The 25,297-nt window shown below is 60.5% G+C and carries 20 protein-coding genes, 1 tRNA gene and 1 pseudogene; 15 read left to right on the top strand and 7 right to left on the bottom strand.

The annotated features are described in order from the left end of the window. Positions 1 to 189: 189 nt before the first annotated feature. A tRNA-Leu gene (locus AC2GXZ_RS13135) sits at positions 190 to 274 on the top strand. 121 nt (positions 275 to 395) lie between these two features. On the opposite strand, the gene wrbA is transcribed toward AC2GXZ_RS13135, so the two are convergent. Next, on the bottom strand, positions 396 to 995 hold the full coding sequence (gene wrbA / locus AC2GXZ_RS13130) for an NAD(P)H:quinone oxidoreductase type IV (RefSeq protein WP_483759611.1): 600 nt from the start codon (positions 993 to 995) through the stop codon (positions 396 to 398). Positions 996 to 1,290: 295 nt separating this feature from the next. Here wrbA and AC2GXZ_RS13125 point away from each other — a divergent pair, with 295 nt between their 5' ends. Both AC2GXZ_RS13125 and AC2GXZ_RS13120 read left to right on the top strand, forming a co-directional pair. Beyond that, positions 1,291 to 2,076 (top strand): competence/damage-inducible protein A, encoded by a 786-nt coding sequence (locus AC2GXZ_RS13125; protein WP_483759610.1) that lies wholly within the window; start codon positions 1,291 to 1,293, stop codon positions 2,074 to 2,076. A 77-nt stretch (positions 2,077 to 2,153) separates the two neighbouring features. Further along, positions 2,154 to 2,993, top strand: coding sequence for a universal stress protein (locus AC2GXZ_RS13120; protein ID WP_483759609.1), 840 nt, complete (start codon positions 2,154 to 2,156; stop codon positions 2,991 to 2,993). On the opposite strand, the gene AC2GXZ_RS13115 is transcribed toward AC2GXZ_RS13120, so the two are convergent. After that, positions 2,980 to 3,921, bottom strand: coding sequence for a LysR family transcriptional regulator (locus AC2GXZ_RS13115; RefSeq protein ID WP_483759608.1), 942 nt, complete (start codon positions 3,919 to 3,921; stop codon positions 2,980 to 2,982). The genes AC2GXZ_RS13120 and AC2GXZ_RS13115 overlap by 14 nt on opposite strands. 88 nt (positions 3,922 to 4,009) lie before the next feature. On the opposite strand from AC2GXZ_RS13115, the gene AC2GXZ_RS13110 reads away from it, so the two are divergent. The 3 genes from AC2GXZ_RS13110 to AC2GXZ_RS13100 all read left to right on the top strand — a co-directional run bounded on the left by AC2GXZ_RS13110 (position 4,010) and on the right by AC2GXZ_RS13100 (position 10,468). Beyond that, entirely contained in the window at positions 4,010 to 5,284 is a 1,275-nt protein-coding gene (locus tag AC2GXZ_RS13110) for an MFS transporter (RefSeq protein WP_483759607.1), read from the top strand. A gap of 118 nt (positions 5,285 to 5,402) precedes the next feature. Further along, on the top strand, positions 5,403 to 5,900 hold the full coding sequence (gene gpt, locus AC2GXZ_RS13105; RefSeq protein ID WP_483759606.1) for a xanthine phosphoribosyltransferase: 498 nt from the start codon (positions 5,403 to 5,405) through the stop codon (positions 5,898 to 5,900). Between the two features lie 749 nt (positions 5,901 to 6,649). Further along, positions 6,650 to 10,468, top strand: a complete 3,819-nt coding sequence (locus tag AC2GXZ_RS13100; protein ID WP_483759605.1) for a vitamin B12-dependent ribonucleotide reductase — start codon at positions 6,650 to 6,652, stop codon at positions 10,466 to 10,468. A gap of 163 nt (positions 10,469 to 10,631) precedes the next feature. Here AC2GXZ_RS13100 and AC2GXZ_RS13095 read toward each other — a convergent pair whose 3' ends face one another. Continuing rightward, entirely contained in the window at positions 10,632 to 11,723 is a 1,092-nt protein-coding gene (locus AC2GXZ_RS13095; protein WP_483759604.1) for a glycerol dehydrogenase, read from the bottom strand. Between the two features lie 478 nt (positions 11,724 to 12,201). On the opposite strand from AC2GXZ_RS13095, the gene AC2GXZ_RS13090 reads away from it, so the two are divergent. Then, positions 12,202 to 13,527, top strand: coding sequence for a peptidoglycan L,D-endopeptidase MepK (locus AC2GXZ_RS13090; protein WP_483760249.1), 1,326 nt, complete (start codon positions 12,202 to 12,204; stop codon positions 13,525 to 13,527). Between the two features lie 142 nt (positions 13,528 to 13,669). Further along, entirely contained in the window at positions 13,670 to 13,852 is a 183-nt protein-coding gene (locus AC2GXZ_RS13085) for a YegP family protein (protein WP_483759603.1), read from the top strand. Positions 13,853 to 13,944: 92 nt separating this feature from the next. Here the strand turns inward: AC2GXZ_RS13085 and AC2GXZ_RS13080 are convergent, their stop codons facing one another. Both AC2GXZ_RS13080 and AC2GXZ_RS13075 read right to left on the bottom strand, forming a co-directional pair. After that, complete coding sequence (locus tag AC2GXZ_RS13080; protein WP_483759602.1) at positions 13,945 to 15,927, bottom strand: methyl-accepting chemotaxis protein; 1,983 nt, start codon at positions 15,925 to 15,927, stop codon at positions 13,945 to 13,947. 476 nt (positions 15,928 to 16,403) lie between these two features. After that, the gene (locus AC2GXZ_RS13075) at positions 16,404 to 17,039 is read right to left on the bottom strand and encodes an outer membrane protein (protein ID WP_483759601.1); all 636 of its coding nucleotides are present in this window, start codon (positions 17,037 to 17,039) and stop codon (positions 16,404 to 16,406) included. Positions 17,040 to 17,420: 381 nt separating this feature from the next. On the opposite strand from AC2GXZ_RS13075, the gene AC2GXZ_RS13070 reads away from it, so the two are divergent. The 4 genes and pseudogenes from AC2GXZ_RS13070 to AC2GXZ_RS13055 all read left to right on the top strand — a co-directional run. Continuing rightward, positions 17,421 to 18,515: an acyltransferase family protein gene (locus AC2GXZ_RS13070; RefSeq protein ID WP_483759600.1), complete on the top strand. Its 1,095-nt coding sequence runs from the start codon at positions 17,421 to 17,423 to the stop codon at positions 18,513 to 18,515. Positions 18,516 to 18,598: 83 nt separating this feature from the next. Continuing rightward, a complete protein-coding gene (locus AC2GXZ_RS13065) occupies positions 18,599 to 18,814 on the top strand; it encodes a hypothetical protein (protein ID WP_483759599.1) in 216 nt (71 codons plus the stop codon). A 96-nt stretch (positions 18,815 to 18,910) separates the two neighbouring features. Next, positions 18,911 to 19,912 (top strand): ketopantoate reductase family protein, encoded by a 1,002-nt coding sequence (locus AC2GXZ_RS13060; protein ID WP_483759598.1) that lies wholly within the window; start codon positions 18,911 to 18,913, stop codon positions 19,910 to 19,912. 252 nt (positions 19,913 to 20,164) lie between these two features. Further along, positions 20,165 to 20,455 (top strand): annotated as a pseudogene (locus AC2GXZ_RS13055) (DUF1883 domain-containing protein); the annotation flags it as partial. Positions 20,456 to 20,489: 34 nt separating this feature from the next. Here AC2GXZ_RS13055 and AC2GXZ_RS13050 read toward each other — a convergent pair. Then, the gene (locus AC2GXZ_RS13050; protein WP_483759597.1) at positions 20,490 to 21,803 is read right to left on the bottom strand and encodes a replication-associated recombination protein A; all 1,314 of its coding nucleotides are present in this window, start codon (positions 21,801 to 21,803) and stop codon (positions 20,490 to 20,492) included. Then, positions 21,800 to 23,203: a DegQ family serine endoprotease gene (locus AC2GXZ_RS13045; RefSeq protein WP_483759596.1), complete on the bottom strand. Its 1,404-nt coding sequence runs from the start codon at positions 23,201 to 23,203 to the stop codon at positions 21,800 to 21,802. The genes AC2GXZ_RS13050 and AC2GXZ_RS13045 overlap by 4 nt, the downstream gene beginning before the upstream one ends. Before the next feature lie 129 nt (positions 23,204 to 23,332). On the opposite strand from AC2GXZ_RS13045, the gene AC2GXZ_RS13040 reads away from it, so the two are divergent. The 3 genes from AC2GXZ_RS13040 to AC2GXZ_RS13030 all read left to right on the top strand — a co-directional run bounded on the left by AC2GXZ_RS13040 (position 23,333) and on the right by AC2GXZ_RS13030 (position 25,248). Continuing rightward, the gene (locus tag AC2GXZ_RS13040; RefSeq protein WP_483759595.1) at positions 23,333 to 23,707 is read left to right on the top strand and encodes a YkvA family protein; all 375 of its coding nucleotides are present in this window, start codon (positions 23,333 to 23,335) and stop codon (positions 23,705 to 23,707) included. Positions 23,708 to 23,779: 72 nt separating this feature from the next. Then, a complete protein-coding gene (locus tag AC2GXZ_RS13035; protein WP_483760248.1) occupies positions 23,780 to 24,094 on the top strand; it encodes a lysozyme inhibitor LprI family protein in 315 nt (104 codons plus the stop codon). Between the two features lie 227 nt (positions 24,095 to 24,321). Beyond that, on the top strand, positions 24,322 to 25,248 hold the full coding sequence (locus AC2GXZ_RS13030) for a bestrophin family protein (RefSeq protein WP_483759594.1): 927 nt from the start codon (positions 24,322 to 24,324) through the stop codon (positions 25,246 to 25,248). Positions 25,249 to 25,297: the final 49 nt, after the last annotated feature.

Genomic DNA, 25,297 nt, shown 5'->3' with positions numbered 1-25,297 from the left:
CTTCAAGGATGGGGCAATGCGCGGGCATGGCCCCATCTTTTTGCGGATTTAACGCTGCAGGCATAGGCAAAGCGCCTCAGCGCCCTCCCCAGCCGGACACGGCAGGTCAAGCCTTAACAAGCCCGCCTGCAAATGATTTGTAGCGGCGCGCTTGACGGAATCGTCTATCTACCTGAAAAGCAAGGCCACGCGGACGTGGCGAAACTGGTAGACGCAAGAGACTTAAAATCTCTCGACTTCGGTCATGCGGGTTCGATCCCCGCCGTCCGCACCAGATTACAATATTGTCTCTGCCGACGTGCTTGCCCTGCACCTGCGTTGCGTCAGATCGGCGGAACTGAAAAAGGGAGCGGCGTGGCCACTCCCCTTTTTGTGATTTCAGGATCGGATGTCGATCAGGCAGACAGCTTGGCTGCGATCCTGGCGACGTGGGCGCCCTGGAATTTTGCACCTTCGAGTTCGACTTCTGAAGGCTGGCGCGAACCGTCGCCATTGGCGATCGTCGTTGCGCCGTAAGGCGAACCGCCCTTGACTTCCTCGGTACCCATCTGGCCCTGGAAGGCATAAGGAAGACCGACAACGGCCATACCATGGTGGAGAAGCGTCGGGATGAAGCCGAGGATGGTGGATTCCTGGCCGCCATGCTGGGTCGCCGACGAGGTGAATACCGAACCGACCTTGCCGACCAGCTTGCCGTTGAACCACAGGCCACCGGTCTGATCCCAGAAATTGCGCATCTGCGACGCGACGGTGCCGAAGCGAGTGCCGGCGCCGACGATGATGGCGTCATACTGGTCGAGCTCGTCGACCGTGGCGATCGGCGCCTGCTGATCCAGCTTGAAATGGGAGGCCTTGGCCACCTCTTCCGAAACCAGTTCCGGCACACGCTTTACCGTGACTTCGGCGCCGGTGGACTTGACGCCCTCGGCAACCGCATAGGCCATCGTTTCGATATGGCCGTAGGAAGAATAATAGAGAACCAGAACTTTCGTCATTTTCTTCATTTCCTTTTGAGGTGTGGAAACAGTTACGGGACTTGTGGAAGGTGCGCCGCCAAGCACTCTTTTCAAGAATTCAACGATCATCGATCTGCCTTTTTACAAGCGTGTGACCAATAGCTAGCGGAGTGCCGCATTGTCGGCCAGACGGCTGCATCACGACGCACTGTCCACTATTTCTGAACGATAGCGCCGGATCTTGTTCAATTTGAGCATCGTCAACCCGACGGCCACAGGATTGCATTCGGCGGCGGGCGGATTAGGGTCGGGACAACACAGAAAGAGAAGCATCATGACCGACGACCACGCCTCCTCCACCATCGTCACCGCCGCCATGCTGGCGATCGGCGACGAATTGCTGTCCGGGCGCACCAAGGACAAAAACATCGGCCATCTGGCGGACATGCTGACGCTGTCGGCAATCGACCTCAAGGAGGTGCGGATCGTCGCCGATGAGGAGGATGCCATCGTCGAGGCGCTGAATGCGCTGCGGGCGCGCTATGATTATGTCTTCACCTCGGGCGGGATCGGGCCGACCCATGACGACATTACCGCCGATGCGATATCGAAGGCGTTCGGCGTGGCCTGCATCCACGATCCGAAAGCGATGACGCTGCTTGCGGACATGTACAAACGCCGCGAGATGGAGTTCACTCCGGCGCGCCAGCGCATGGCCCGCATGCCGGAAGGTGCCGCGCATATCGACAATCCGGTGTCGACCGCGCCGGGTTTCGTGATCGGCAATGTGCATGTGATGGCGGGCGTGCCGCAGGTGTTCCAGGCGATGGTCGACAATGTTTTGCCGACGCTCCGCTCCGGCGCGAAAATGCTGTCGCGGGCCGTCTCCTGCCCTTACGGCGAGGGCGATATCGGAACGTTGCTGGCCGATATCCAGAAGGCGCATCCGGACACCAGCATCGGTTCCTATCCACGTTTCGACGGCAAGAAATTCTCGACCGAGATCGTCGTTCGGGCACGCGCCGAAGGACCGATGGATGCTGCTGCCGAAGCCGTTATCGCGATGATCGACGGGCTGGACAAGGCCGGGCTTGCCGCCAATCCGACGGCTGACGCCTGATGCATTGACCGGCACCGGACCCCGCCCCACCTTATGGACAGAAGGCCTGGCAAAAGCTGCCCGATGAGGAAATATCGATGTCCTACAAGACCATTCTCGCCGTCCTCGACACCCAGCGCAACGCAGCGCAGATCAGCGATTTCGCCGTCGCGATCGCGCAGAAATTCGACGCCCATCTGATCGGCGTGCATGCCGAGACACTGGCGGCGGTGCCGCTGATCGCGCCGATGGAAATCCCCGATCCGACCGCGGTGGAAATCCTGCAGGAAAGCGCCCAGAAGGAAACCGCGGCAATCGAGCAGATCTTCAGGCAGCATACGGTGAGCGAGGGGCTTTCGGCGGAATGGCGCAGCTACATGCTGGCGGCCGGTTATGCCTCGAGTTCGGTGCAGGAGACGGCACGCACGGCCGACCTGATCGTCGCCAACCAGAGCGATCCGAGCAAGGCCGATCACCGTGCCGACCTCGAGACATTCCTGTTCGAAAGCGGAAGGCCTTTGCTGCTGGTGCCCTATACGCTGAAACAGCCGCGACCAATCGAGCGGGTGCTGATCGCCTGGAACGGCTCACGTGAGGCCGCCCGCGCCACATTCGATTCGCTTCCCCTTCTGAAACTTGCCTCATCGGTCGAAATCCTCGTCATCGATCCGCCGGAGCGCGGCAGCCAGAGCCCGGAATTTGCCGGGGCGGAAATCGCCGCAGCGCTTGATCGCCACGGGATCACCGTAACCGTGACGACGCAGGACAGCGGCCGCAACTCGGCGGCGACAGCGATCGAGAACCGGCTTGCCGACCAGAGCATCGATCTGCTCGTGATGGGCGGTTACGGCCATTCGCGCTGGTGGGAAGTGTTTTTCGGCGGTGTGACCCGCAGCCTGCTCGATTCGATGACGGCGTTGACGCTTATTTCGCGTTGACGCCGGGCCGGCTCGCCAGTCCTTGGGCATTCTCACCGTCCACCGGCAGCCGCCTGGCCACGGCGCGGAAATTCCGCACCACGGGTGATGTTGTCGTGCGACGATAGGCAATGGCGATCGCAACGTTGACGGGCGGCCCCACAAGATGACGGAAGACCGTACCGGCAAGGCTGACACTGGCGCTTGATGCGGGGACCAGCGAGACGCCGAGATCGGCTGCGACCAGCGACAAAATCGAGGCGATATGAGGGGCGGTGGGCCCTGCCCGCGGCGTGAAGCCGGCACGGGCGCAGGCTGCCAGTATCGCATCGTGAAGACTGACGCCGACACTGCGCGGGGTGAAGATGAAGGGATCCTCGCGAAGCTCGGCCAGGTCTATCGGCCGGTGCACCGTCGCCAGCGGATGGGTCGCGGGCAGCGCTGCCAGCATCGGCTCATCGGCAAGGATATCCTCGCCCAGCGTGTCAGGATCGGAGTTCGACGGCCGCAGGATGGCGATATCCAGCCGGTCGTCGATCAGTGCCTGCGCCAGCGCCACCGAATTGGCCTCGGTCACCTGGATCTCGACATCCGGATAGGCGCTTCGGAACCGGCGGATACAGGCTGGCACGACCGGGCTCAGGGCGGCCGTGCCGGTAAAACCGATGCGGATGACACCGCTTTCGCCGGCCGCCGCCTTTTTCGCCAGCCGGGTTGCCTCAGTGACCTGGTGAGGAACATTGCCGATCGCGGCGTGAAAAGCCTTGCCCGCAGGCGTCAGGTCGACGCCATGCGACAGGCGGCGGAAAAGCCGTACGCCGATGTCCTGTTCCAGCAGCTTGATCTGCTGGCTGAGCGGCGGCTGCGCGATGCCGAGCCGTGCCGCGGCCCGCGTGAAGCTGCCCTCTTCCGCGATGGCAATGAAATAGCGGATGTGCCGCAGCTCCATGATATTAATTCCGCATATGGAGAATGTCTCATCCATATATTAGCGGTGAAGACGACGCGGCGCTATAGGTCGATGAAAAGGACCCGTCATGCCACAGCCGCAGCAAGTCACCGTCGAGATCGGCATTCCCCAGGATCAGCCGGCAGCGGCGCCCGTGTGGATTGCCGGTGACAGCGCGGCCTTTCGCCGGGCGAGCTGGGCCTTGTTTCTGGCAGGTTTCGCCAGTTTCTCGCTGATCTACTGCGTCCAGCCACTTTTGCCGGAATTTCCGGGAGAATTCGGCGTCAATGCCGCGACGGCCTCGCTGGCGCTGTCGGCGACCACCGGGGCGCTTGCCTTCGCGATCCTGCTGTCCGGCGCATTTGCACAGATCGTCAGCCGCAAGAGCCTGATGTTCACTTCGATGATGTTGGCGGCCGTCTGCAATCTTGTTGCCGCAAGTGCCGGCGGCTGGGGCTGGCTTCTGGCAGCAAGGGCGATCGAAGGGTTTGTGCTTGGCGGGGTGCCGGCGATCGCCATGGCCTATCTGGCCGAAGAGATCGAGCCTGCAAGCCTTGGCCGCGCCATGGGCCTTTACGTCGGCGGCACAGCCTTCGGGGCGATGGTCGGGCGGGTCGGAATGGGGTTGATGTCGGCCTTCACCTCCTGGCATTTCGCCATGTATGCGCTCGGCACCGCCTGCGTCGCCGCCGCAATCGGCTTCTTTGTGCTTTTGCCGCCGTCGCGGAACTTCCGGCCGCAGTCCATGCCCTTGAGGCGGCATCTTCATCTTTGGCGGCAGCATCTCGCCAACCCCACCCTGCTGCGCCTCTATCTGATCGGCACGATGCTGACGAGCGTGTTCACCACGGTGTTCAACTATTCGACATTCCGGCTGTCCGGTCCGCCTTACGGTCTCGGCCCGACTGCCGTCAGCATGATTTTCCTCACCTATGCGCTCGGAATCGTCGCCTCGTCTTCCGGCGGGCGGCTGGTCGACCGGTTCGGACGACGCACGATGCTGATCGTCACCTTCGCGACCATTCTCATCGGCGTGCTGATGACACTGACCGTCAGCCTGATCCTGACGATTTTGGGCATATCACTGATCACGATCGGCTTTTTCATCGGCCATTCAGCGGCAAGCAGCGGCGTCGGGGCAAGTTCCGGGGCCGCGAAGAGCCATGCATCGGCGCTCTACCTGCTGTTTTATTATATCGGCGCCAGCGTGACGGGCTGGGTGGGCGGCTGGTTCTGGATCCATGGCGGGTGGGCGGCTGTCGCCGGGCTGACCTCGGCCTGCGCGGTGATCGGTTTGCTTGTCGGTTTCAGCTTCGACCGGCATCTGCCGCCTTCCGTCAGCGGTCGCGAGCCGGCCGCGTGAGGGCAACCGGCGGGGGCAAAACCAGCCCACGAGGCCTGACCTTCAACCGCTTGCGCTTTGCCCCCTCTTCCCGCTATTAGCGAGAGCCAAAGAAACTCTCGTTCTGGCGGCAAATTCCATGTCTCTTCCCGAAAAAGCATTTCCCGTTTCCTGGGACCAATTCCACCGCGATACCCGTGCGCTTTCCTGGCGCCTTTCGGGCCTCAACCGGGAATTCAAGGCGATCGTCTGCATCACCCGCGGCGGCCTTGTACCTGCGGCCATCATCTCGCGCGAACTCAATATCCGGCTGATCGACACCGTCTGTATCGCGACCCGCCATGATTACGTTGATCAGGGTGACACGCTGCTGCTCAAGGGCATTTCGCCGGAACTGATGGTGGATAGCGGCGAAGGCGTGCTGGTGGTCGACGACCTGACGGATACCGGCAAGACAGCCAAGGAAGTGCGCGAGATGCTGCCCAAGGCGCATTTCGCCTGCGTTTATGCAAAACCCTCCGGCGTGCCGACGATCGACACGTTCGTCACCGAAGTTTCCCAGGACACCTGGATCTATTTTCCCTGGGACATGGGTTTCACCTACCAGGAGCCGATCGCCAAGGGACACAAGGGATAGACTATCAGGTTAGAGCCGGCGCAACGGATAGTGATCCAGACGCCCGCGCAACCGTGGGCCGCGTGATATGCAGTGAGACATACCCTGCCCTGCCGTTTCGGTGTCAATAGCCGGCCCGTCATCCACAGAATGGCGGGCCGTTCGACATTTGGGACCGCCTGTTACCAAGATGTCTCAATATGGCATGACAAGCTGCTAAAACACCCCTTGTAGAAGGGCTTCCGGCCCTCCCGACCGGCCCAGATGATGCCACAATTGGAGCCTGCAAGCTTCGCGCAAGTTTCAGCCTGTTCCGCCAAACGCTTGAGAAACAACGCTGTTTTTTATTCCCCATTATCCACAGGCATGAGCCACAATATCTTGTGGTTTAAAAAGTCCTACGAACTACGGCTTGACCCGAATCTCTCGAATCGTCATGAATGAACCCATGTTGCGGCGGCGACTGAACCGGGAGTATCGAGGCCGGTTCTTTTTCGAGGTTTCCGGAAACATTTGAGCGCACGGCTTGTTTTGACAGGCAGCTGGGCGATGGGTTTCCGTGTGTTCGAAAACGCTTTCGAGACGGTGATTGGTACTGGTGGAAAGACCTTATTAACACTATATTTAGTGTTGGCAGCCATCATCCAGCACAATATACAGATAGACATCCAATGATTCTGGATGGAATTTCAGCCGGCTGCCCATGATGGAGAGCGGCCGCAGCGGACACGTGCGCCTCTATGGCGACAAAGGATGAGGGACAAAAGGCAATGCGCATCGAACGTCGTTTCACCAAGCCTGAGACAGGCGCCTACGGAACCATCGAATTCCGCAAGGCGACCAGCGAGATCCGCAACCCGGACGGTTCCATCGTCTTCCGGCTTGCCGACATTGACGTGCCCTCGCAATTTTCCCAGGTGGCGACCGACGTTCTGGCGCAGAAGTATTTCCGCAAGGCCGGCGTTCCGAAAATCCTGAAGCGCGTCGAGGAAAACGACGTGCCTTCCTTCCTGTGGCGCTCGGTCGCCGACGAAAAGGCGATGAAGGACATTGCCGAAGACGAGCGCTACGGTTCGGAAACCGATGCCCGTCAGGTTTTCTCGCGTCTTGCCGGCACCTGGACCTATTGGGGCTGGAAGGGCGGCTATTTCTCGTCCGAAGACGATGCATCCGCCTTCATGGACGAGCTTGCCTACATGCTCGCAACCCAGCGCGTTGCCCCCAATTCCCCGCAGTGGTTCAATACCGGCCTGCATTGGGCCTATGGCATCGACGGTCCCGGCCAGGGCCATTTTTATGTCGACCCCTTCACCGGCAAGCTGACCAAGTCGAAGTCTGCCTATGAACATCCGCAGCCGCATGCCTGCTTCATCCAGTCCGTCGGCGACGATCTGGTCAACGAAGGCGGCATCATGGACCTGTGGGTTCGCGAAGCGCGCCTGTTCAAATACGGTTCCGGCACCGGCTCGAACTTCTCGCATCTGCGCGGTGCAGGTGAAAGGCTTTCAGGCGGCGGTCGCTCCAGCGGCCTGATGAGCTTCCTCAAGATCGGTGACCGGGCAGCCGGCGCGATCAAGTCGGGCGGCACGACCCGCCGCGCGGCCAAGATGGTCGTCGTCGATATCGACCATCCGGATATCGAGGAATACATCAACTGGAAGGTCAAGGAAGAGCAGAAGGTTGCTGCCCTCGTGACCGGCTCGAAGATCGTCAACCGTCACCTCAAGGCGATCATGAAGGCCTGCGTCAACTGCGAAGCAGATGGCGACGATTGCTACGACCCGATGAAGAACCCTGCCCTGAAGCGCGAAGTCCGCGCTGCCAAGAAGGATCAGGTTCCGGAAAACTACGTCAAACGCGTCATCCAGTTCGCCCGCCAGGGCTACAAGGATCTCGAGTTCAAGACCTATGACACCGACTGGGATTCGGAAGCCTATCTGACCGTATCGGGCCAGAACTCCAACAACTCCGTTTCGCTGAAGGACGACTTCCTCAAGGCCGTCGAAAACGACGGCGACTGGAACCTGACCGCCCGCAAGGACGGCAAGGTGATGAAGACCCTGAAGGCCAAGGACCTGTGGGAACAGATCTCCTATGCCGCATGGGCGTCTGCCGATCCGGGCATCCATTTCAACACGACGATGAATGACTGGCACACGTCGCCTGCCGGTGGCCCGATCCGCGGCTCCAACCCGTGCTCGGAATACATGTTCCTCGACGACACGGCCTGCAACCTTGCTTCGCTCAACCTTCTCCAGTTCAAGGACAAGGCAACGAAGAACATCGCGATCGCCGATTACGAACACGCGGTTCGCCTGTGGACCGTCGTTCTCGAAGTGTCGGTGATGATGGCGCAGTTCCCGTCGAAGGAAATCGCCGAACTCTCCTACCAGTACCGCACGCTCGGCCTCGGTTATGCAAACATCGGCGGTTTCCTGATGTCGTCGGGCATTCCCTACGACTCGAAGGAAGGCCGTGCGATTGCCGGTTCGCTGACAGCAATCATGACCGGTATTTCCTATGCGACGTCTGCTGAAATCGCCGGCGAACTCGGCCCGTTCCCGAATTTTGCACCGAACCGCGAAAGCATGCTGCGCGTCATCCGCAACCATCGCCGCGCAGCCTACGGCGAGACGACCGGTTACGAAGCGCTCTCGGTCGACCCGGTTCCGCTCTACCATTCGGAAAACCCGGACCAGGATCTTTCCGCCCATGCCAAGGCCGCCTGGGACAAGGCGCTTGAACTCGGCGAGAAGCACGGCTACCGCAACGCCCAGACAACGGTTATCGCGCCGACCGGCACGATCGGCCTGGTCATGGATTGCGACACGACCGGCATCGAACCCGATTTCGCCTTGGTGAAGTTCAAGAAGCTCGCCGGCGGCGGTTACTTCAAGATCATCAACGGTGCAGTTCCGGAAGCCCTGCGCACGCTGGGTTACTCCGAAAGCCAGATCGCCGAAATCGAGGCCTATGCCATCGGTCACGGCAACATCAATCAGGCTCCCGGCATCAACCCCGGCTCGCTGAAGGCCAAGGGTTTTTCCGACGAGAAGATCGAAGCCATCAACGGCGCCACCAAGGCTGCATTCGACATCAAGTTCGTCTTCAACCAGTGGACCTTGGGCACCGATTTCCTCAAGGACACGCTCAAGGTCAGCGACGAACAGCTTGCCGACATGAGCTTCAACCTGCTCGAACATATCGGCTTTTCGAAGAAGGACATCGAAGCTGCCAATATCCATGTCTGCGGTGCGATGACGCTGGAAGGCTCGCCGTTCCTCAAGGACGAGCACCTGGCCGTGTTCGATTGCGCCAATCCCTGCGGCAAGATCGGCAAGCGTTACCTCTCGGTCGAAAGCCATATCCGCATGATGGCGGCTGCCCAGCCGTTCATCTCGGGGGCGATCTCCAAGACGATCAACATGCCGAACGACGCAACCGTCGAGGATTGCGGCGCCGCCTACATGCTGTCCTGGAAGCTGGCCCTGAAGGCCAACGCGCTTTATCGTGACGGCTCCAAGCTCAGCCAGCCGCTGAATGCTTCGCTGATCGATGAAGACGATGCGGACGACGCGATCGAGGAACTGCTGCAGGCTCCGATCGCCGCCCAGGCGGTGCAGATCACTGAAAAGATTGTCGAACGCGTCATCGAGCGCGTCACCCGCGAACGCGAAAAGCTGCCGAACCGCCGTCAGGGTTACACCCAGAAGGCCAATGTCGGCGGACACAAGGTCTATCTGCGCACCGGCGAATTCGGCGATGGCCGGATCGGCGAGATCTTCATCGACATGCACAAGGAAGGTGCTGCCTTCCGTGCGATGATGAACAACTTCGCCATCGCCATCTCGCTGGGTCTCCAGTACGGCGTACCGCTGGAAGAATATGTGGAGGCCTTCACCTTCACCAAGTTCGAGCCGGCCGGCATCGTGACGGGCAATGACGCGATCAAGAATGCCACGTCGATCCTCGACTACGTGTTCCGCGAACTCGCCGTTTCCTATCTCGGCCGTCATGACCTGGCGCATGTCGACACGTCGGATTTTTCCAACACGGCACTCGGCAAGGGCATCAAGGAAGGCAAAACCAACCTGGTGTCGACCGGCTGGACACGCGGCTACAAGCCGACGCTCGTCTCCAATACCGGCCTCGACCGGGCTTCCGGCGAACCGAAGGGATCGGCCACCGCCGCCCCTGCCCGCGCCTCGGCCACGGTAACCTCGTTTGCCGGCTCTGCCGCCCGCAAGCTGGAACCGACGGTGGCCATCTCGACCTCGGAAGTCGTCTCCTTCAAACGCGACTACGAAGAGCGCGCCAAGGAACTGGCCGAGGAGATCGCCGAGGAGGTTCATGAGGAACTCCACAGCGAAAGCCGGCAGTCGGCCACCGCACTGTTTTCCGACAAGGCTGCAGCCGACGCCGCTGCCGCCAAGACGGAAGCCAAAAAGGTGGAAAACGACCGCCGGATGAAGTCGATGATGCAGGGTTACACCGGCAACATGTGCTCCGAGTGCCAGAACTTCACGATGGTGCGCAACGGGACATGCGAGAAGTGCGACACATGCGGCGCAACGAGCGGTTGCTCTTGAGCTGACGGGTTTTAAAAATGAAAAAGGCTCTGCTGGAAACAGCAGAGCCTTTTTCGTGACATCGAGAAAATACCTGAAGAACCGCGCCCTTCTCCCGCAAGGGGAGAAGAGTTTTTCGGGGAAGCCGCGATCTCTTTCTCCCCCTTTGCGGGGGAGGAAAAGGTCAAACAACCTTGGCCAGTGCATCCACCGCAAAGATCGCGTCGGCCACTTCTTCGGCAGTGAAATCGGTGCGCAGGTTTTTCAGCGTGTCCTGATCGCTGTTGGCGAGTTTGCCGACCTTGATCAGGTCCTCGCGGGACACACCTTCCAGATGCAGTTCGGCCAGCGTCACCGGCATCTTGATCGAGCGGTAGAAGTCGATGTAACCGGCGATCTCGTCGTCGGGGCGCTGTTCGAGGATCATGTGGGCGAGCGTGCCGTAGGCCACCTTTTCGCCGTGGGTCAGGTGATGGATATCGCCGTGCAACGCGGTAAAGCCGTTATGGATGGCGTGGGCGCCCGCAAGGCCACCATTTTCGAAACCGAGGCCGGAGAGAAGTGTGGCGGCCTCAACGACCGCTTCGACGGCAGGTGTGACCAACTTCTGTTCGACGGCCTGATAGGCACTCAGACCATAGGTCAAAAGCGTCTTTTCGCAGGCTTCGGCAATTGCCATGCCGGCAATCGTGGTTGCACCGCCGACCATGGTCTTCGAATTTGAACGCTGGACGGCGAGCGCCTCGACGTAGGTTGCAAGGCCATCGGCAATCCCCGAGGCGAACAGGCGAACCGGCGCCTGGGCGCAGACCCAGGTATCGACGAGGACGAGATCCGGGTTTTTCGCGTAGAAACGATATTGTTCGAAGACGCCGTCATCGCTGTAGATGACCGACAGTGCGCTGCAGGGCGCATCGGTGGAGGCGATGGTCGGCACGATGATGACGGGCTGTTTCAGTTCATCGGCCACCGCCTTGACGGTATCGAGCGTCTTGCCGCCGCCGATGCCGACGACGAGGTTGGTGCCGGCCTTTTTCGCCAGTTCGACAAGGCGATTGATCTCGTTGCTGGAGGCTTCGCCGGAAAACCGTTCCCGCTGGGATTCGAGCTTGCCGGACAAAGCCGTTTCGACCTTCTGGCCGATCAGGCCCCAGACGATATCGTCCGCTACCAATAGGGCCTTGCTGCCCATTTCGGAAAGATAATCCCCCAGTTCGGCAATCACGCCGCTGCCCTGAATATAACGGCCGGGGGATGCAAAAATTCGCTTGCTCATGTCTGTCACTTCCAATTCGTCAATGGACAAAACTACGCGGCGGATATCGGTCGGCTGGCAGTCCAGGGCAAGAGTTGGAGCACCAACCAACGAAACCGTTACCGGGCAGGCTAGGCTGCGACATCGGTTCATTCATTGAGGGAGATCATTGCAGCGGCGAAATTGGAGCCCAGCAAAAGCAAGGCGTTAGGCGATTTCCGGGACAAGGACAGGCGATGTCGGACCGACGGTCTGCGGCACATGGTGGACACTGTGTTTCCAATCCGGCACATCCGCCCGCCGTCCTAACCATTCGTCAACCTTCCATTAGCCTTTCATTGACCATAATGGCGGTTCGAACCGGGACGCCTGCCAAGCAGAGTGCCCCGCGATTGCGGTGTTTCATCGAACGGGTCTTGTCGTGTCCGAGTATCAGTCGAGTGTGTCCCAGCCTGTCCGCCCCATCGCGAGCCTTGTCGCGGAGGCTGCGCTTTGCGCCCTGCGATCGATCGGCAGCCGAATTTCCAGTGCCTCTCGTGCTGCGACCTTCGGGCTGGCGGCATTGCTCGGTTCGACCGTCGGCGCAGAAGCCGAAGACAGGTCGCTCAGGCTGTATTTCATCCATACCGGCGAACGCGCCACCATCACCTACAAACGTGACGGCCGTTTCGACACCCAGGGCCTTGCCAAGATCAACCGGTTGCTGCGCGACTGGCGCAAGAACGAACCGACCCGCATGGACCCGCGCCTGCTCGACCTCGTCTGGGAAGTCTATGATCGCAGCGGTGCAAAAGATTATATCCATGTCGTTTCCGCCTATCGCTCACCCGGCACCAACAAGATGCTGAGAGGCCGGTCGCGCAGTTCGGGCGTCGCAAAGATGAGCCAGCATACACTCGGCAAGGCGATGGATTTCTACATTCCAGGCGTCAAGCTGGCGACGCTCAGGCAGCTTGCCATGCAGATGCAGATCGGCGGCGTCGGCTTCTATCCGACCTCTGGCTCACCCTTCGTGCATCTCGATGTCGGCAATGTCCGCGCCTGGCCGAGAATGTCGCGCAAGGAACTGGCGCGGATTTTCCCGGGCGGCAAGACCATGCATCTTCCGGCAAGCGGCGGCCCCCTGCCCGGTTACGATCAGGCAGTGGCCGACTACAAGCGTCGCGTCGGGGCAAAGTCTATCCAGATCGCCAGCACCCTGCCGGATGACGACGACGATAACGGCTCCGCCAAGCGCCCGGGCAGCGGCCTGATCGCGGCCATGCTGCCGACCCCCAAGAGCCGCGCCATAGAGGCGCTGGCCGAGCAGGCCAATCCGCAGCCGGTGGCAAGACCTTCGGACAAAGCGGAGTCAGGATTTGCCGATCTGGCATCGCTTGCGGCGCCGCTGCCGCTTTTGCGCCCGGCACCAGCACCGGCGCCTGCGGTGGATCCGGTTCGGACGGCGTCGATCGCACCGGCGGTGCCGCTCTTGTCTGCCCTTCCGCAACCGGTCGCGGAACCAAAGCTCGCCTCCACTTCGGCCTTCCGCAAGGCTGCATCGTTTGAGCGTCCGTCGATGGGCCGGCAATTGCGCATGGCGGAAGGTTCGCTGGCGCTCCTGCCGATCACCGGGCCGGATCTCGATGTCGAGGACGAATTCGACGGCGAGGACACGGTGCTCGCCTGGGCGCTTTCGGCACCGGGCGAAGCAGCAGGAATGGCCGCTCCGGTGCTTGTCGGCCGGACGTTGACCGACCTGACGGCGAAAGCATCCCGGACGGAGCCGCTGCCGCGCGCGATCGATGAAGAATTCGACACCGACAGGTTCTGGTCCGGCGGCTGATATAAGGCCTCCGCCGCAGCATGATTCCCGGCCGGCGGCTCAACCCGCCGCACACAAATGCACCACCTTAGATTGCGTCCGCTTCGTGGTGGTGGCGTTTAAATTTGCCTAGGTTTGCCTCGCAACAAAAGGGAGGAAAACCATGGCAAGTTGCAAGGAAAGCAATGGGGACACCTGGGAAATCTACCAGAGCGGCAGCGAATGGCGCTGGCGGCGGACGGCCGCCAACGGGCGCATCGTCGGTCAATCGTCCGAGGGATACAATAACAGAAGCGATTGCATCGCCAATGCCAAGCGCAACGGGATGACCTGCAATCCGGTGTAGAAAAACCCCTTTCGCATAAAAGACGGCGCCGCGTTCATTCCATGATGCGGCGCCGTTTCTGCTCGTTCAGGCCTGCCGTCAACCGAAAGACGTCAGAACTCCGACCATTCCTGATTTTTCGCCACTGCAGACGAGGCGGAGGCACCACCGAAGGCCGAGGCGAGCCTGCGGCCGAGCGCCCGCGCCGGTGACGACTGGGGCCGCTCGTCCTGCAAGGCAGGATGGACACCTGGCGAGACGGGCTGTGGTCGACGGTTGGCGGGATAATGTGCCGGCGGCACCAGGGCGCTCTCATCGCCGACCTGGAACTGGGCCAGAAGAGACATCAGCGCCGCCGCATCGGTTGCAAGGCCGTGGCTTGCGGCGGTGGATTGTTCGACCATCGCCGCGTTTTTCTGCGTGCCCTGATCGATCGTATTGACCGCCGTGCTGATCTCCTGGAGGCCGATCGACTGTTCGCGGGAGGCCTCGGCGATCGCCTGGACGTGGCGGTTGATCTCATGCACTTCGGCGACGATCGCATCAAGCGCCTTGCCTGTCTCGCCGACGAGATTAACCCCGTGCTCGACGTGACCGCCCGAGGTATTGATCAGCGTCTTGATCTCCTTGGCGGCAGCGGCCGAGCGCTGCGCAAGCTCGCGCACTTCCTGGGCGACCACGGCAAACCCCTTGCCGGCATCACCTGCACGGGCAGCCTCGACGCCGGCATTCAACGCGAGAAGATTGGTCTGAAAGGCAATATCGTCGATCACGCCGATGATATTGCTGATTTCGGACGAAGAGCGTTCGATCTGCTGCATCGCGCTCACCGTGCTGCGGACGATCTCACCCGACCTCTCGGCACCGGCACGGGTGCGGGCAACCAGCTGACTCGCCTCCTCGGCACGGCTTGCGGCATCCTTGACCGTCGTGGTGATCTCTTCGAGTGCTGCTGCCGTTTCCTCGACGGAGGCGGCCTGCTGTTCGGTGCGGGTGGACATGTCGTCCGACGAGGCCAGCATCTCGTTTGCACTGGCACTGATTGCCTGGGCATTGACACCGACCGCCTGCATTGCCTCGCGGACCCTGCCGAGCGAATGGTTGAAGTCCTGCCGGACGGGATCGAGATCGGCGGTGAACGGCATATCGATCACCGTGACGAGATCACCTCCGGCCAGGCGCCTGAGGCCATCACCGAGCGAGCGAAGCGCAAATTGAACATTCCCGGCCTCTGCGGCCTTATCGCGCTCCCGGCGGTCTCTCTCACCTTCCGCAAGATCTCTGGCCGCTTCCGTTTCGTTTTCCAGACGCGCACGCTCCACGGCGTTTTCCCGGAAGACGGAGACGGTTACCGCCATCTCGCCAATCTCGTCGCGGCGATCCGTGCCGACGATTTCAGCCATGGTCTCTCCCTCTGCCAGCAATTGCATCCGCTGGCGCAAACTGTTCATCGGCCGGGTAATGCCTACCTGCACGAAATAGGCGGCAAGCAGGAGAGCGATCACGACGCCGACGGCCATGCCGACAATGTTTGCCACAATCGTATCATGCACCAGTGTTGCCAACCGATCCGTGCCGGCGGTCTGAACCGCCTGCAACGCGGAATTGCTGTCGTTGAATTTCTTCGAGATGCGGCTGGTAATGGCTTCGAGCGCCGCAATGCGAGTGATGGCGGCCTCGTTCTGCCCCGCCTGGCGCAGTTTGACCACGTCGGCCAGCAGCGTGCGAAGATCGCCGATATCCGGCATAAGATCATCCATCGCCGCCTTGGTGCCGGGGACCAGCGTCGACAATTCCTTCATACGGTCGACGGCAATGCCCAGAAGGGAATCGAACTCCTTCTGGGCGGTCGAAAATTGCGGACTATCGGGCGCGGTAAAAATGAGCCGGCCCAGACGCACCGCCGAGGCGTTAACACCGGAACTTGCCCTTGCCGAAAGCAAGGCGGCCTTGGCTTCCCGGTTGAGGAAGTCGTTGTAGCTGATGCTCGCCTCGTTGAACTTGTAGGTCACGAAGGACAGTCCGCAAATGGAGACGAGAGCCAGAGCGCAGATGGACAGGAGGATCTTGGTTTTGATGCGTATATGCTTCAACATCGTAATATCGCCTATAAAATCCGGCCGAACGGCCATGGGCCATCCCCACGGCGCAATCGGCGTCGGCTAATTGTCTGGTGCTAAGGGGTGATTTTGGCGCGCATCATGCGGCGGATCGGTACAGCATCGCCTGTACGGCCCCATAAGAAGCGGCGGCAATTAACAGCAGCATAATAAAGCACTGCGAACAGTCGGACATTACTTAGCATACGCCAATATTACATGTATTTATTTCGACGTTTCCATGCCTTTAAAAATACGAAAATTCAGCAATAAATGGAATTGAATACAGAAATCAGATAATACTATTAATTCAACGAATGTCGGCCCTTCGAAAGGCACGCCAATCCGACAGGCGCCTGCGGCGTCAAAGCCACCGACAAACGCGATTGGGCCAAAACGCAAAAAGCGCCACGTACCCGGGGGTACGCGGCGCTGCAGATGTTTTTGGCAGCGGGCCGAGGCCCGCTCAAAGACTAGAACTTGTAGTTCACGCCGGCCTTGATCGTGTGATCGCCGATGCTGCTTTCAGACGTCGAGACGCCGTTGAAGCTGCGGACATCGCTTGTATGCGTGTAGTTGTACTCAACGCGGCCGGACAGATTGCCGGTGATCTTCTGCTCGACGCCGGCGCCGATGACGTAACCGGGCTTCCAGCCATCCGGGCCTTCGGCGCTCGACGTGTCGCGCAGGTTGGTCATGGCTGCACCGGCCGTACCGTAGACCAGCGTGCTGCCGAGCGGTGCGCCGACCTTGCCCTTGATGGCAACGCGCTGGCGTTCAGCGAGCTTGCCGCCGCGAACGTCGACCTTGGTGTCGCCCATATGCGAAAGTTCGAGTTCACCGCCGACAACGACGCCATTGATCTCGGTGTTGTAACCGCCATGGACGCCGCCCATGAACTTCGAGCCGCTCGAGAAGGGGCTGATATCGTCGTTCGCCGAACCGGCATGAATACCGGCATAGGCGCCAGTCCAATCCGAGGACGGAACGGAAGGCTCGTTATAGGCCGGCGGCTCATAGGAGCTGGCCAAGTCGGCAGCCGATACGGAAAAAGCGGGGGCAGAAATGAAAGCGGCGACAATCGCCAGCGCGAGGGGCTTCTTAGTCATGATACTGTTACTCCATACACAGCCTGCGTCTGGCGGATGGGCAGGCGATACATCCGACTTTACAGTAAGCGGACCACTCATGCGGATTTGCCCTACCCCTGGCCGCATGTGCGATCACGCACCGATAGCCTTCTATTTTCATGAATTCATAAACACTCCATTAACCGCGGAGCGACGACCGAAAATATGACATGCGGCCCGAGATCACGAATCCGCGAGGTGCCCGACCCTGGGCGGAAACTCGGCCTCGAAACCTCATATGATCGCGACAATGTCACCGAGACGCCGGCTATCCGGCTGGCCAGCGCGGCGATCGATGTTATCTTCCGCCGGCAAAAGACCAATGGCCGGCGCCGCCACCGACCCGACACCAGAGAACAGATGACAGACAAGACAAACCCGTCAGCCAACCGCTTCGTGCTTCTCGATGGGCTCAGAGGCGTCGCAGCCATCTTCATCATCCAGCGCCATGCTGAAGACCTGCTCGGCAATGCGCTGCCGTCCAGCTATCTCGGAGTCGATCTGTTTTTCGCCCTGAGCGGTTTTGTGCTGGCGCATGCCTATGGTTCTGTACTTTCGGATGGCCGCATGTCGACGCGCCAGTTCATGAAGGCACGGCTGATGCGGCTTTATCCGCTCTATGCCGTCGCGCTGGCGCTGGCGACCGGCTATTACATCCACATGTATCTGGCCGGCCGGCTGGTGATGGCCGATGAATATGTGGCGCCGAGAGAACTGGTGCTGGCGTTTTTTACCGGTCTGCTGTTCCTGCCCTCACCGCTGACAATCTCGTTCAATGCCGCACTTTTCCTCGTCCACCCCGCATGGTCGCTGTTCAACGAGCTGGTGGCCAATTTTTTCTACGCACTTCGCGGCGCCAGGGCGACATTGCGCCAGATCGGCATCGTCCTTGGCATCAGCGCCGTATTGCTGGTGATCGCAGCGCTGCAATTCGACCGCCTGCATGCCGGTTTTCGCTGGCATGAGATGTATGCCGGCATGGCGCGGGTATTCTTCTCCTTCTCGGCCGGCGTGCTGATCTATCGGTATCGCCGCAAAGTACCGCTGGTGCGGCCGTTTCAGGCGCTCGCCTGCCTGGCGCTGCTGATGGTCATCCTGGCTTTTCCAACGCCGCGGGAGATGCGCTGGATCTTTGACCTCACCGTCGTGTTTCTCGTCTGGCCGGCAATGCTCTACTGGGCAAGCGCGATCGTGCCTGGAAAGATAACGACCGCCATTGCAAGTTTCCTCGGGACAGCATCCTACGCCGTCTACGTGATGCACACGCCGCTTCTCGACTGGGCGCATGTCCTCTGGCCGGATATCGCCAACCCGGATTTGAGACCCTATGCGGGGATCATGCTGGTGACACTGATCGTGCTGATCTCCTGGTGCCTGACGGTAAGGCTCGATCAGCCACTGCAGAGGCTGCTGAAAAGGCAGGTGCTCAGACGCATGGCTGCGACCCAGAGATAAAATATCGCGAGACGACGGAACTTTTCCGGTTGCAGGGGGATTTACAAGGATTCGTTCACGAAAGAGAGAGGAGAACCGTCCCCATGCCGAACGCTGCACGCCAAGCTGTCACCTCGCCCGAAGAACACGTTCTCACCGTCCAGGAGGCACTGGAACCACTCTTTCTGGCGTTGGAACAGGAAGCCGAGGTCAAGATGCTGTCGGCTGCGCTCAATGCCGGCTGGCCGCTGAATGAAGCGGTGGCCGCAATCGATGAGTTGCGGCGCAACGAGTTGTTGCCGATCAGCTGGCCTCATTAAAAACCAGACTTCATTCATCACAAAAACTCGTTCGCCTGATCAACCCCGCTGCTCTAAGTCTTGCCGATACCGACAGCCGGCATGCAGCGAGGGACAATGACCATCAAGACAGTTTGCATTTATGGCGCAGGCGCGCTCGGAGGCGCGTTTGCAACCAAAATCGCCAGCGCCTGCCACGATAAGGTAGAGATTTCCGTCATTGCACGCGGAGCACAGCTCGAAGCAATCCGCAAAATCGGCCTCCGCATCGTTTATGACGATCCGAACCTCGCTTCGATCTCTGCCAGCGTCACGGCGACCGACGATCCGTCGAGCCTGCCTCCCCAGGACCTCGTCATCACCGGCCTCAAGGGACATCAGCTTTCCGCGGCAGCGGATGGTATAGGCTCGCTGCTTCATGATCGCACGCGGGTGGTGATGATCCTCAACGGCATTCCGTGGTGGTATTTTCACGCGGACAAGGATAGCGCATTTTCAGGACGGCAATTGCCGGAGGTCGATCCGGACGGTCGCCTGTGGCAGTCGATCGGACCGGAACGGGTGATCGGCTGCGTCGCCTATCAGGGCGCGGAGGTGATCGAGCCGGGCTGCACGAAGCTCAGCGGCAATGGCCATTTCCACCTCGGCGAGCCAAGCGGAGAAATGTCCTCCGACCTGCAGGCGATAACCGACCTTCTGGCCCAAGCCAATCTCGACACCCGCCCGACGGCACGCATTCGCGACGAGATCTGGGCGAAGCTGCGCGGTAACGCGGCCTTCAATCCGATCAGCGCGCTGACCCGCGCGCTGATGGTCGATCTAATGGCCAATGCGGATCTGGCGCAGATGGTTCGCAAGATCATGAACGAGGTGCAGGCGGTCGGCACCGCACTCGGCTGCCGTTTCACACGCTCGGCCGACGAGCAGTTTGCCAGCGCCAACGGGTTCGGCCCGGTAAAGACCTCGATGCTGCAGGATCTGAATGCCGGCAAGGCATTGGAAATCGTGCCGCTCAACGGCATGGTCGTGTCACTCGGCAGGCTTGCCGGCGTGCCGACCCCCGTCTGCGAGACCATTCTGTCGCTGACCCAGCAACTCGATGTCGAGAACCGCCGCTGAGCGGCCGTTCACAAACAAAAGAAAACCTCGCCGAGGGGACGCGGCGAGGTTTTAATTGGAGGTCAAAAATTATTATTGTTTGACGGCACAGGGGACGGGCACCGCCGTTTTTATTCGCTGTGACACAGCGTGGTTGCTGTCTTCTCTGTCACTTGCAAAGATAACCCGCCAGCACGGTTTAAGTTCCACCAATCCTTAACTCGGTAGCCGCTATGGTTGAGCAAACCCGGATTACATATCGACGAGACAGACATGGCTGAGCCAAATTTCCGCTTCACCCACTACGATCTGAAGCCGCAGCGCGCGGGCACGGCGATCGAGGTGACCCTCAGCGTGGTTAATAATGTCCGGCTGATGAATGCGGGCAATTACCAGCGTTTCACCGAGCGCCTCGACTTCAAGTATGTCGGCGGCGTTGCGCGCAAGTCGCCCATTCGGCTGGTCATTCCCGAAAACGGCCACTGGCACCTGATCGTCGACATGGAAGGCCATCACGGGCTTGCCGAATCCTCGGTGAAGATGCTTGCCGGCCCGGCATTGCAGAGTCCGCAGAAACAGGCCTCCTCAAGCTCAACAGTCAGGCGTTGCGCTCCTTGCGCAGTTTTGCCCACCAATCCATCCGCTTCCTGATTTCGCGTTCGAAGCCACGCTCCGCCGGATCGTAGAAGGTCTGGCGCCCCATTTTTTCGGGGAAATAGTCCTGGCCTGAAAAGGCGTCCGGCTCGTTATGATCGTAACGATAGCCGTCGTTGTAACCTTCCTGCTTCATCAGCTTGGTCGGCGCGTTGAGAATATGCTTTGGCGGCATCAGCGAGCCATATTGCTTGGCCGCCTGCGAGGCCGCAGCCAGCGCCATCTCGATCGCATTCGACTTCGGCGCGGTGGCGATATAGACGCAGGCCTGGGCAAAGGCGAGCTCGCCCTCGGGCGAACCGAGATAGTCATAGGCATCCTTGGCGGCATTGGCGATGACGAGTGCCTGAGGGTCGGCAAGGCCGACATCCTCGATCGCCATGCGCACCAGCCGACGGCCGATATAAAGCGGATCCTCACCGGCATCAAACATCCGCGCGAGATAATAAAGTGCCGCGTCGGGATCCGAACCGCGCACCGATTTATGCAAGGCGGAAATCAGATTGTAGTGGCCATCCTGGCCCTTGTCGTAGACCGGGGCGCGGCGCTGGACGATTTCCGTCAGCCCGGCGGTATCGAAGACCTCCCCTTGCCTTGCGGCACGCCAAACTTCCTCGGCCAGCGTCAGTACCGCCCGCCCGTCGCCATCAGCCATGCGGACCAGCGTGAGCCTGGCATCACCGTCAAGCGGCAGCGGCTTTTGCTCCACCTGTTCGGCACGCTTGAGCAGTTCTTCGAGGCTTTCCTCGTCATGGGACTTGAATGTCAGGACGCGGGCGCGGGACAAAAGAGCGGCATTGAGTTCGAAGCTCGGATTCTCGGTCGTCGCGCCGACGAGGATCACCGTGCCATCCTCCATGACCGGCAGAAAGCTGTCCTGCTGGGCCCGGTTGAAGCGGTGGATCTCGTCGACGAACAACAGCGTCTGGCGGCCATCCATGCGTCGCAGCCTTGCCGTCTCAAAAACCCGTTTCAGGTCGGCGACACCGGAAAAGATCGCCGAGATCTGCTCGAACGCCAGCCCCGTCTCACCCGACAGGAGACGGGCGACGGTGGTCTTGCCGGTTCCGGGCGGGCCCCAGAAGATCATCGAACCGAGCGTGCCCGAGGCTATCATGCGCCGCAGCGCACCGTCCTCCCCCGTCAAATGCGACTGGCCGGTGACTTCGCCAAGCGACGTCGGACGCAGCCTATCAGCCAGGGGTCTCCGGCTGGCGACATCCTTGGGCAGATTGGGAGAGAACAGGTCGCCGCTCATCGGAAAAATTGCCGGATGCGCTGGCCGTCGCGTTCGATTTCCACCCGCCAGAAGCCGGGATCCTGATCGATCATGCCGGCCATGGTCTTGGTGGTTGCGACATCCGCACCATTGATCGAGACGATGATGTCGTTCGGCTGGAAACCGAGGCGGCCCGATGGCGAACCGCGGGTCACATCGGTGACGACGACGCCGGTCTTTTCGACCGGGACGCGAAGCTCGGTGGCAAGCTTGGGCGAAAGATTGGCGACATGCAGCCCGGCAAAGGGATTGCGTCCCTCGATCAGCCGCTCGTCGCGCGGCGTCGTTTCCGGCGCGGTGTTGAGCATCAGCGTCATCTGCCGCTGGCCTTCGCTGGTCTGGACCGCCAGTTCGGCCTTCTTGCCGAGGCCGGCGGTGGTGAGGCGATAGCCGAGGGCATCGGGATGTTCGACCGAAATACCGTTGACGGCAGTGATCACCTCACCCGGCTTGAGACCCGCCTTGTCGGCCGGTCCGCCCTCGACGGTTCTGACGACCAGTGCACCACGCGCGGATTTCAGGCCGAGCGCCTCGGCAATGTCGGAGGTCACGGCATCGAAAGTGGCGCCGACATAGGGACGATCGAATGTGGTCTTGCCTTCGGCCGCTGCCGCAAGGAAGACCTTGACCAGATTGGCGGGAATGGCAAAACCGACGCCGTTCGAACCGCCACCGCGGGAGAAGATCGCCGTGTTGACTCCGATCAGCTCACCTTTCATGTTCATCAGCGCACCTCCGGAATTGCCCGGATTGATCGACGCATCGGTCTGGATGAAGAAGCCGAAATCGCCGTCGGTGATCTGGTTGCGTGCAAGGCCGGAGACGATGCCGCTGGTCACCGTCTGGCCGACGCCAAACGGATTGCCGATGGCCAGCACGAGGTCACCGACTTCGGCGCTGTCGGAATTGCCGATCGGCAGGACCGGGAAGTTTTCCTTGCTCTTGATACGGAGCACCGCCAGATCGACGGTCTCATCCTTGAGCACCACATCACAGGCAAATTCGCGACCATCGGCGAGTGCGATCTTGATGTCGTCGGCCCCCTTGATGACGTGATTGTTGGTCACCACCAGACCGTCATGCGACAGGATCACGCCCGAGCCGAGCGAGGACTGCTTTTCCGAACGGTTCGGCATGCGCTGGCCGAAAAACTGGTCGAAGAAGGGATCGCCGGTCATCGAACCCTGACGCTGGACGACGCGTTCCGCATAAACATTGACCACCGCCCCCGCCGTCTGTTTGACGAGCGGCGAAAACGACAGCTGCATTTCCTCGCGGGTCTGCGGGAGGGTCCTCGCCTCCTGGGCGAAGGCCGTCGCGGGACAAATCACAGCCAGGGCAACAAGGCCGACCGACATATGCTTGAACAGGCTGAGCATTTGATTCCTCTTCAGAAAATTCCGCTTGAAGTTTTAGCGTTGCGGGCAGGAAAAGAAAGGTGGCCGAAACCAGACGAAACAGGATCTTGTTCGTCTATATGGATATCGGGCAGATGCAGGGACAAGATGATGCTGAAAAAGGCAAAAACATGGGCAAAGGCGCTGAAACGGGATATCGTCGCGCTCTGGATCGCGGCACGGGATTCGCGCGTGCCGCTCGGCGCCAAACTTGCAGCGGGCGCGGTGGCGGCCTACGCCCTGTCTCCCGTCGATCTCATTCCGGATTTCATTCCGATACTCGGCTATCTCGATGACCTGATCATCGTGCCGCTCGGGATAGTGCTGGCGATCCGCCTTGTGCCACAGGCGCTGATGACCGAATTCCGGCTCGAAGCGGCGCGGCGTTCCAGCCGCCCGGCCAGCCGTACCGGTCTCGCCGTCATCCTTGCCATCTGGCTCTGCTGCATCATCTTCCTCGTCTGGAGCATCAGGGATTATTTCTGAACAGGCTCCGAGGAAAGATCAGGAGTATCCGGCATGAAACGACAGGTGGCTGCAATCAGCCTCATCAGCGGAATGTTCACCGCCATTTTCTGCCTGCCCGCGGCGGCGGCCAGTTTCGACTGCGAAAAGGCCGGTCTCGCAGCCGATGAGAAGATGATCTGCGACACGCGCAGTCTCAACGATGCCGACGTGAAGATGGCGACAACATTCGACATCCTGACCAGCCTGCTGGCGATGGGCAATCGCGACCAGTTGAAGGATGGGCAAAGCGCGTGGCTGAAGAAACGCCAGGCATGCGGCGCCGATGCGGCCTGTCTGGCGGCCGCCTATGAAGAGCGGATGAAAGAGCTCAACGAGGCCTATAAAGGGCTAAGCCGGCCTCTGTGAGATTTCGCATTGATCTGGCGCAAGCGTGCATGCGGCTTTCCGCCGCATGTGCCTTCTTCTTCTATCCAGCCCGACCGGCATTCGACTAGTTTGATTGCGTCGAGTGGTCGCGGATGGTTTTCCTGAGGGAATCGCCGAGGGCAGGATTTCCTTCAACGACCCGCGACCGGGTCCGGCACGTGCCCGGAAAACCCCTCCCCGTATCCAGCCTTTCCGGCAGTCCATCCATGATCATTCGTGAACGCCCCAATCTCGGGCAGCTTTTCTTCATCCTGCGCGGTTCCGTCCTCCCTCGCATTTTCCCGCAGATCCTCGTCGTCATGGCGATGTCCGCCCTCATCGTGTGGGGACATCGCGAAGTGCCGCAATTCGTGCCTTCCGTTGCCGGTGCGCCTTTCGCGCTGATCGGTATCGCGCTTTCTATCTTCCTGAGCTTCCGCAACAGTGCCTGCTATGATCGCTGGTGGGAAGCCCGCAAGCTGTGGGGCGAATTGCTCGCCGTCAGCCGTCACCTGTCCCGCCAGAGCGAACTCTTCGAGCAACGCGGCGAAGCGGCAACAGCCGCCCGCCGCACGATCCTGCTGCTGACTGCAGCACTTGCCGACGAGACGGTGAAATTCCTGCGCGGCGGCGAATGTCCCAGCAATGCCACGCGGCGGCTTTTGCCGGTGAAGGTTGCGGCCGCGGTGCGCGCGTCGCGCAATCCACCTGCCGAGATCATCAACCGGATGAACCGCGAACTAATCGCGCTCCTGAACGGCAAGGTCATCAGCGATATCGAGTTCACGCTTCTCGAGCGGACCGTGACGCGGCTCGCCGATGCGATTGCCGCCTGCGAGCGCCTGAGAAACACGCCGGTGCCGTTCGGATACACGCTGCTCATTCATCGCACGGCCCATCTGTTCTGCTTCATGGTGCCGTTCGGCTTTGCCGATGTGCTGGGTCTGGTCACGCCGCTTGCAGCCGGCCTCGTCGCCTATACGTTCTTCGGCCTCGACGCGCTTGGGGACGAACTGGAGGAACCGTTCGGATCGATGCCGAACGACCTGCCGATCGCTGCGATCGCGACCGTCATCGAGATCGAGACACGCGGCATGCTGGGCGATACCGACCTGCCGTCGATGCCAAAACCGGTGGATTATATCCTGATGTGAAGAGGGTCTGATTCACGACGCAAGAGGCCGGCGATTCGCCGGCCTTTTT

It is taken from the genome of Aliirhizobium sp. YIM B11859 (assembly GCF_057163345.1).
Note: the sequence above shows the minus strand (reverse complement) of the source record. Positions and strands in the feature narration are given on the sequence as shown.